The organism is Sphingobium wenxiniae (assembly GCF_007830065.1).
In the GTDB taxonomy this organism is placed as follows: domain Bacteria; phylum Pseudomonadota; class Alphaproteobacteria; order Sphingomonadales; family Sphingomonadaceae; genus Sphingobium; species Sphingobium wenxiniae.
The window spans coordinates 1-8,098 of record NZ_VLKK01000044.1 but is presented as its reverse complement, the minus strand read 5'-3'; the positions used below and the strand labels follow the sequence as shown (position 1 = coordinate 8,098).

At 64.7% G+C, this 8,098-nt stretch carries 8 protein-coding genes; all 8 read right to left on the bottom strand.

Translation table 11 applies throughout. The annotated features are described in order from the left end of the window. Window positions 1-71: 71 nt before the first annotated feature. Complete coding sequence (locus IQ35_RS20255; protein WP_145076068.1) at window positions 72-911, bottom strand: hypothetical protein; 840 nt, start codon at window positions 909-911, stop codon at window positions 72-74. 5 nt (window positions 912-916) lie between these two features. After that, window positions 917-2,047, bottom strand: a complete 1,131-nt coding sequence (locus IQ35_RS20250; RefSeq protein WP_158636731.1) for an acyltransferase family protein — start codon at window positions 2,045-2,047, stop codon at window positions 917-919. Window positions 2,048-2,176: 129 nt separating this feature from the next. Further along, complete coding sequence (locus IQ35_RS20245; RefSeq protein ID WP_158636730.1) at window positions 2,177-3,346, bottom strand: glycosyltransferase; 1,170 nt, start codon at window positions 3,344-3,346, stop codon at window positions 2,177-2,179. A 94-nt stretch (window positions 3,347-3,440) separates the two neighbouring features. Continuing rightward, on the bottom strand, window positions 3,441-4,112 hold the full coding sequence (locus IQ35_RS20240; RefSeq protein WP_145076058.1) for an acetyltransferase: 672 nt from the start codon (window positions 4,110-4,112) through the stop codon (window positions 3,441-3,443). Window positions 4,113-4,116: 4 nt separating this feature from the next. Next, complete coding sequence (locus IQ35_RS20235; RefSeq protein WP_021246121.1) at window positions 4,117-5,421, bottom strand: MBL fold metallo-hydrolase; 1,305 nt, start codon at window positions 5,419-5,421, stop codon at window positions 4,117-4,119. Continuing rightward, the gene (locus IQ35_RS20230; RefSeq protein WP_145076055.1) at window positions 5,418-6,668 is read right to left on the bottom strand and encodes a glycosyltransferase family 4 protein; all 1,251 of its coding nucleotides are present in this window, start codon (window positions 6,666-6,668) and stop codon (window positions 5,418-5,420) included. Before IQ35_RS20230 ends, IQ35_RS20235 begins: the two co-directional genes overlap by 4 nt. Continuing rightward, complete coding sequence (locus tag IQ35_RS20225; RefSeq protein ID WP_021246123.1) at window positions 6,665-7,624, bottom strand: class I SAM-dependent methyltransferase; 960 nt, start codon at window positions 7,622-7,624, stop codon at window positions 6,665-6,667. Before IQ35_RS20225 ends, IQ35_RS20230 begins: the two co-directional genes overlap by 4 nt. Window positions 7,625-7,924: 300 nt before the next feature. Then, window positions 7,925-8,098 (bottom strand): transposase (locus tag IQ35_RS20215; protein ID WP_199739889.1); only part of this gene is annotated, 174 nt, incomplete at its 5' end.

Below are 8,098 nucleotides of genomic sequence, written 5' to 3'. Positions count from 1 at the left end.
CTCCGACCAATCAGCCAGAGGGAAGTCAAAACATGGGTCACTTCTCAGTGGAAACTTATGCCCCTCCCGGGTCAACTCTCAGTGGAAATCAACATCTCGGTGCGCAGATTGTGGCGCGATCCGCACAGGGCAGAGAAATAGCGCGTGTCGATATGGGGCTTGATGATCAGCTTATACCCCGCCGGGACATTGCCGCGCGGGTCGAGATGCGCCGCCGCGCCGTTCAATCCGTCGATCGCGCCGCGCAGGAGGGGGATCAGGGACATCAGCGCCAGTGCGTCGCAGACACCCCGCCGGCCCAGCGGTCCGCGCATTTCCTCCCTGCGCTGGTCGAGGCGGTAGCCGATGCGCCCCCATGACCCCAGCGAGTTGTGGACCATCCGGAACAGCGCTTCATGCCCCGCCACCGACTCATGATATTTCAGCTGCTGCACCACGGCGCGGAATGGCGGGTGCTTTTCTTCGCGCGGTGCGATGGCCGTCATGACGGCGGCGGCGAACCGCCAGCATGCCTCGCGAAGCTCCGTGGCCATGGTCCAGTCGCCATGCACACCGTGAAATGTCGTCGGCCGGGCGACCAGGTCCAGCCCTTCCGCGCAGATTTCGATCTTGCGCGCGATATAGGCGTGGCGGCCCGGCTTGAAATAGAAGACGTCGCCCAGGGTTTCGGTCAGGTCGTCATGCGCCCGCAGATTGGCCGACAGTTCATAGAGGGGGGCTTGCCACGGCAAGTCGACATTCTGCCTCGCGAACGACCGCCATAGGGAAGCGACACCCGGATCGCCCGTCATCACGACCGCTGCCGCGCCATCATGAAAGCACGCGCCCAATGCTCCGGGCGCGAGGTCGGCGGCGTTCACATGGGCGATGGGCGGCATTTTAGCCGAAGAAGCCCGGTCCACAGAAGGCATGACGGCTAGCTTTCCGCCGCGCCCGGCGTGGTTCGATCCGGGTCCTGCTCGCCCGCCTCCTGCCCATCGGAGGCGGAGGAGGGCGCGCGATAGATTTTCTGTCCGAATACCCAGCGATAGGGCATCATCTCTATCGTCTTGTGCACGAAATGGGTCGCCGCCACTGTGACCGGCGTCGTGATGGCGAAGAACAGCGCCATGGAGGCGAGCTGATGATCGGTGAACAGCCCCAGCCGGTCGAACGCCATCCGGCAAAGATAGTAGGTATAGGGATGGACCAGATAGAGGCTGTAGCTGATCGTCCCGATATACAGGGCCTGGCTCGAACGCAGGCAAAGCGTGGTCAGGCTGTTCGGCAGGACCGCCAGATAGAAATAGATCAGGCTGGACGATAGGATCATCAGCGCGATGGGATTGGCGAAGTCGGCCGGCACATAGGCGAACCACGACATCGACGCATAAAGCGCGAAGCAGGCCAGCGCGGCCAGTTCCAGGAAGGGCGCCAGCAAGGAGGGCGGCGCGATGCCCCGGTCATGGAGCAGCCGGACCGCGATGCCGCCAAGGAAGAAAGCGGCGATGGGGAAGACCAGCAGGAAGCCGATGCATATCGCCCCGGTCACGGCCATGCCGATGCGGCTGGGGCGATGAACGGCGTAATAGACCGCGGCGCATGTCAGCGCGTAGAACATGACCTCGAAACTGAGACTCCAGGCGTTGGGCGTCAGTTGTTCGGTCCCCACGAAGATGTTGGTGAAGGTGAAGGCGGCCGCGACCGTCCTGGGATCGTTCAGATGGGGATAGCTGTGGGTGGCAAGGTTCAGCGCAAGGAACAGCAGCGTCAGGACGAAGAAGAGCGGATAAAGCCGCACGAACCGGCGGAGCGCGAACTGTCCGGGCGAATAGCGGATCACGCTGGGCCATATCACGAAGCCGCTGATGACGAAGAACAACACGACTCCGGCCGTCCCCAGATGCCACATCGCCTCGACGGTCCGGGCATAGGACGGATCGCTGTCGTAGATATGGCGGGCGGTCCCGCCCAGCAGGTGCCCCCAGAACACCATCAGGGCCGCAATGCCGCGCAGGCCGTGGGCGGCGATGTTGAAGTCGGAGCCGCGCGCCTTCCGGCGGGACATGGTCCCGGCCTCTTGCGGCGGTTCCCTTGACTCTCCTGCGGCCCACGCGGCGGCGTTTCCTTCAGCCATAATCCATCCTCCCGCCAGGGATGCCGCGCAACGCATGACTGGCCGCTTTCGCCCAGAACATTACTCCGCTGCCGCCGCCTTGCAGGCGCTATTCCGGCGGAAGGGGCCGGTGCGTTCGGAGGGTGGGCCGTGCGTCCGAATGCTTACTCCCAAGGGGGTGGCGCACAGTTCCCGATAGAGCGCGATCATGCGCTCCACGCAGGCGCTCCATTCATATTTGCGCTGTACGCGCTCCCGGCCCGCCTCGCCCATCCGCCGGCGCAGATGCGCGTCGGCCGCCAGGCGCCCGATCGCCTGGGCAAGCTCCGCCGGGGAGTCGCGCGGGATCACCAGCCCGGTCGATCCATGATCCACCACTTCGGGCAATCCTCCGGCGTCCGATACGATCACGGGCAATTCGCAGGCGCTCGCCTCGATGATGGCGACGCCGAAGCTTTCGCTGTCGTCGCGGCTCACCGCCACATAAACGTGGAACCGGCGCAGCATGTCGGGAACGTCGCCATGGTCGATATGGCCCTCGAACCGGATGCGCCCCTGTCCCAGATCGCGCGCGAGCCGTTCATATTCGGCGCGCGCCTCCCCTTCGCCCGCGATGTGGAGAAAGGGGTCCATGGCCGCGAAGGCGGGATCGGCAAGCGCGGCCGCAAATCCCCGGATCAACGTATCTATGCCATATTTGCGCTGAAGCGATTTCACGGTCCCGACGATGAAGGGCCTGTCGGGCGATCTTTCCGGCGCGGCCCGGAACCTGCCGGTGTCGACGCCGAATGGAATGACGTCGATCCGTTCGGTGATCCCCAGCCGGCGGACTTCATCGGCCATGACATGACTTGTCGAAGTCACCCGCAGCGCGCCCCGCAGCGCGCCGAGCACAAGCCCGCGATGCAGGAAGCTGCGGTGGGGCACGTCGTAGACATCGCCGCCCCATACGGAGACGAGCCGCCGCCTGATGCCCGAAAGCCAGGCCATCGCCCCATAGCCGCCCGCATAATGGACATGGAGCAGGTCCGCGCCCGAACGGTCGAAGACATAGCGCAGGACGGGGGCATTGAGCGCATAGGCAAGGGGGCCGCGGAAGGGCAGTATCCGAAAGGCGATGGCGGGATGGTAATCGCTGGGGCGCGGCGGCTGCTGCGTGATGAGGAGCACGTCCAGACCGCGCTCCGCCAGCGCGTTGACCCATCGGATCGTATGGATATTCGTCGCAACGGCCAGCACCGCGATTTTCATGGATCCGTTCTCCTCGGGCGCCGGACAGAATGGAGGAGGAAGGGGACGAATGGCAATGAAACTGCCGCCATAGTCCGGAATAGTCAGGTCCCGGTCACAGATAGGGTTGCCCCGGCGCTCTTCGATATCGCGGGCGGGCGGGAATCCCGAAGCTGACCCAGTCGTCATCCACGTCGCGCTCGACATAGGCCTGCCCGCCGATGACGCAGTTCCTGCCGATCCTGATGCCATGCCGGACGCTCGCGCCGATGCCGACATGGCTGAGGCCGCCGATGCGGACATTGCCGCCCGTCACGACGCCCGGACCGGTGGAGGCGAAATCGTCCATGCTGTTGTCATGGTCGATGATCGTGCCCGTGTTGATCAATATGTGCCGCCCCAGACGGCTGCCGCAATTGATGATCGATCCGGCGACGACGACCGTGCCGGGGCCGATTTCGGCCCGCGCGGACAGAATCGCCGCGGGATGCACGATGGTCGCCCATGTCAGGGACGGAACCAGTCTTTCCGCCCGTTCCGCCATGCGCAGCCGCGTCATGTTGTCGCCGATCGCGATCACGGCCATGGTCCCCGGATAGTCGCGGAGCAGCGCGGGAAGATCGTCCACCTTTCCCAGCAGCAATTCGCTTCGGGCGGAGGAAAGCGGATCGGGGGGCCGGTCGTCCAGATAGCCGATGAACCGGAAACGGCGCTCGTCCACGCAGTCCCGCACCACCCCGCCATGGGCGCCCGCCCCAAGGATCAGCAGGGGCGCCCCTTCCGCCATGTCCTTACGCGCGGGACAGGCCGACGGTGCGCAGTCCCTGCTGGACCAGCGTTGGGTTGACCAGCTTCAGGCCGTCGGAGAATTTCAGGCACCGGCCGGTATTGTTGAGTTCCAGAACGGAAAAGAGGGCGATCATCCGCTTCTTGTCGCGCATCGACCCTTCGAAGCGCGCGTTCACATTGACCGTGTCGATGCCGAAATCATTGTCGAATATGAACGCCAGCGATTCCGAATGGATCTCGATCGCGTGCAGGGACGGCGCGCCCAGCAATTGCAGACCGCCGATCCAGTCGAACGACACCGCCTGTCCCGTGTCCGTCAGGTGGAATTCCAGGCGGCGGGTGATGCCCAGCCGTTGCAGCGCCGTGACGATCGCATAATTGTTGCGCTGCCTCACGCGGCGCATGGCGCCATCGGCCTTGAGGCACAGGTCCATGAACGATATGCTTTTTCCCGGCATCGTCTTTTCGCGCGACAGCGCCTGCGAATAGCGGATCGCCCACCATTGCTGCGCCGGTCCGTTGTCCTTGGGCGTCAGCCCGTCCCACCGCTCGTCCGGGATGAGCAGCACGGGGTCCGCATCGCAATGTTCGGCGATATAGTTCACCGCGTCGACCGGCATGTTGATGTCGGCGTTCATGAACTCGTTTTCGACATGGCTGAAATAGCAGAAGCTGGCGAAGGGAACGATGAAGCGGGGACGGAACATTTCGCTCTGCAACGCGATCCGGTGCAGCTTCTCGCGGGCCAGGTCCTGCCGCGCCTTGCGATTGTCGCGGCTGTCCTGCCAGTTGGCATAGGAGAATTGCGTGAACAATATGTCGCACCGGTCGACATGCGGCTGGATCAGCTTCAGGCGCGCGGGGCTTTCCAGGATGCAGTCGTTGGTGTTGAGGATGCGGTAGTCGGGCGTTTCGACATAGAGCCAGCTATCGTAGAAAGGAATCTTCCCGCAGACGATACGGATGCCGCCGCCCAGATCCTCTGCCTTGGCATGGTTCAGTTCCCTGACCGCGAAACCCAGTTGGCGGCAGAAGGATACAACGCGCCCGTCGGGCATCTTCTGGTAGAGGATGGTGATATGCGGACGCCGGTGCTCGGGGATGGAACGCAGGAACGCGATCGAGAAATGGTCCGGATGTTCGTGGCTGAACCAGATATAGTCCACCTCGTCCAACCCTTCATGCTCCTGTTCGGCGATCAGGCTCCAGCCATTGTGGAACACCGATCCCGATATCCAGGGATCGCACAGCAGGGACACGCCATTGGATTCCACGACGAAGGATGCGTGATTGATAAAACGGATCATGATGTCGCCTCGCTTCTCAGGCTTCGGGCTTTGGCAGGGACTGGCGGCGTGACGGATCGGGTCGCGGGGTCGGGCAGCGGAATGCGCAGCATTTCGTCATAGACGGCCATGATGCGTTCGGCATGGACCCTGTCCCCGAAGCGCGATTTCGCGCTGGCCATGGCGGTCGCCGCCAGGGTCCGCGCCATTTCGGGCCGCTTGATGAGGGCTTGCGCTCCGTTGGCGAGTGCCCCCGCATCCTCCGGCGGGACGAGGACGCCGATCCGCCCTTCGCACAGCGCCTCGATATTGCCGCCCGACGCCGTGGCGACCACGGGCGTTCCCACCAGCATCGCCTCTATCAGCGTGCGGCCGAAAGGCTCGCCATGGGCCGACACCAGCAGCAAGTCGCAAGCCGCGAGCCAGCGCGTCCCCGGCGTGCGGAATCCCATCTGCCGGACGATATGGCCCGCGCCGCGCCGGCGGGCGTGGTCTTCCAGCTCCCGCTCGGTCCGGCCGCCGTCATAGGCTTCCCCGAACAGGAGGCCCATCACCGGGCGCGGCAGGTCGCGCGCGGCCAGTTCGGCGATGGCGTCGATGAACAATGTGGGCCGCTTGCGGGGAATGAACGCGCCGAAAAAGCCGATGAAGACGGTGCGCGGATCGCAGCCCAGTTCGTCGATGAGATGCGCCCGCGCGCCGGCGCGGTCCTCTTCCACATCGGTGGCAAAGGCGCTGTGGACCACCCGCGCCTTTCGCGCCGCCGACCAGAGGCCCGGCCTTGGCGAGGCGAATTGCGACACGGCCACGACCTGATTGGCGAGCAGCGGCGCGGCCAGCCGCAGCCCGGCGGCGCCCGGATCGCCGCGCTGATGCCACAACAGCCTTGCCCCGGACAATCGCGCCGCCAGCGCCCATGTGGCATGGGTGCGCCCGTCATTGGTATGGACGATGGGGTAAGGGCGGGAGCGCAGATAGCGCATCTGGCCCGGTATGTCCTTCGCTACCTGCGCGATCGTCCAGGGAGTGACGCTGCGGTCGTAGGGCAGTTCGGTCCAGCGCAGCGGCGTTTCCGTCCTGATGCCATGGTCGCGGAACAGGCTCGCCACCGCGCCGTCGCGGAACTGCGGCACGATCACCGGGACATAACGGGCCGGGTCGAGATTTTCGACGAGGCCCAGCACCGAGAAATGACTGCCGCCCACGACATCGCCGGTGAAGGGGAAGCAGACGGGCAGGGCGGTCCGGTGCTCCGCCGCCCCCTTCATGCCGCCCTCCGCAGCGGGCTTGCCGCCTTTTCCGCCGCTATGCGCCGCCCGATGTCATAGCTTACCGGCGCGATCACCAGCGTCGATGAAGACAGATAGCGCCCGATCATGAAGCCGAGCCAGTCGCCGCCGGGCAAGCGCGATGGCCGGTAGCGGTCGAGCGGATGGCGCTTCAGCACCGAACGCAGCTTGGCGATGAAGAGGCCCTTGGTGAGGCCGCCCGACGCCGCCAGGCCCGCGTCCCTGCATTGGTCGGCGATGGCGCCGAAACTGCGATAGCGCGTCCAGCACTGGATATATTTGGCGGTTTCAAGGGCGTGTCGGCGCGGCGTGGCATGGCCCAGCACCGTGCGATGACGGCGATAGGCCCCGATGCCCAGATGACTGAGCAGGGAAATCCACTCCACGCGCCGGTCGAAGTCGCGGATCCAGTGCGCGAAGGGCGTCTGGCAATGCGCCTCCACGATGCTCTGCGCCAGCGGGAAGACATGCAGCGAAACCCCGGCGGGGGAAAGGCAGCGGCGCAGTTCGGACAGGAAGGCGGGCAGATCCGCGACATGTTCCAGAACCTGATTGGACAGCGCGATGTCGAAATAGCCGGACGGATAGCGCCATGGGTCGGTGTCGGAGATCATGCTGATCCTCTCCCGCCAGGGGATACCGGGATGGCCCGACGCCAGCATCTGCGTGGCGATGTCGAACTGGCCGCCGTCATTATATCCCTGTTCCCCGATATCGAAGCCGTGCAGCTCGATCTCCAGATCGGGATGGGCGCGTGTCAGCCGATCGTGCAGGAAGCCGATGAGCTGACCGTCGCCGCAGCCGATATCGAGGATTCGCAGCCGCCCTTGCGACGGCTGGACGCGGCCTTGCGCCAGCAAGGTGCCGATGCCCGTCAGCAAATGCTGATGGGTGACGGATATCGGCTCCTTCCGGTCCGCGACAACGACCTGCATCTGTTCCTCCGGCGAAATAGGCGGCAGGTGCAGGCTAAAAGAAGAGGGCCGCTGTCTAAATACACCAGAAGGACGAGGGATGTGGGCTTATGGACAGCATCGGCGCGACCGGGCACGGCACATCTATCCTAACCTCTCTTATTCACGACGCTCGGTTTCGGGTCCGCTCTGGGCATTTGCTGCGGCTGGCTGTATTGCGCGGACGACCGGCATCGCTGGCGTTTGTTTCACCGCATTCGGATTGATGGGCTTTTCGGGTTGAAGGGCTGGGCTCGGAGTTCTGCGGCGCTGCCGCATGGGCTACGTCGGCGCAGGCTTCAGCCGGAGAACGAGGGCGCGGAACAGGTCGGCATCCGGACAGGCGGAAGCGAAGGCAATGCGGATGCGGCTAGCACTTTCTACGACGCGCGCAGCGACCTTGAGCAGCCGCAGGCGCAAGGTGGTAAACTCCGCGCTTGCCAGAGCAGCGGTCCT

What these genes read in the sequence shown, in the direction of transcription:
- IQ35_RS20255 (WP_145076068.1), bottom strand. Translation starts at nt 911, where the DNA reads ATGCCTTCTGTGGACCGGGCTTCTTCGGCTAAAATGCCGCCCATCGCC.
- IQ35_RS20240 (WP_145076058.1), bottom strand. Translation starts at nt 4,112, where the DNA reads ATGGCGGAAGGGGCGCCCCTGCTGATCCTTGGGGCGGGCGCCCATGGC.
- IQ35_RS20230 (WP_145076055.1), bottom strand. Translation starts at nt 6,668, where the DNA reads ATGAAGGGGGCGGCGGAGCACCGGACCGCCCTGCCCGTCTGCTTCCCC.
- IQ35_RS20235 (WP_021246121.1), bottom strand. Translation starts at nt 5,421, where the DNA reads ATGATCCGTTTTATCAATCACGCATCCTTCGTCGTGGAATCCAATGGC.
- IQ35_RS20250 (WP_158636731.1), bottom strand. Translation starts at nt 2,047, where the DNA reads ATGTCCCGCCGGAAGGCGCGCGGCTCCGACTTCAACATCGCCGCCCAC.
- IQ35_RS20225 (WP_021246123.1), bottom strand. Translation starts at nt 7,624, where the DNA reads ATGCAGGTCGTTGTCGCGGACCGGAAGGAGCCGATATCCGTCACCCAT.
- IQ35_RS20245 (WP_158636730.1), bottom strand. Translation starts at nt 3,346, where the DNA reads ATGAAAATCGCGGTGCTGGCCGTTGCGACGAATATCCATACGATCCGA.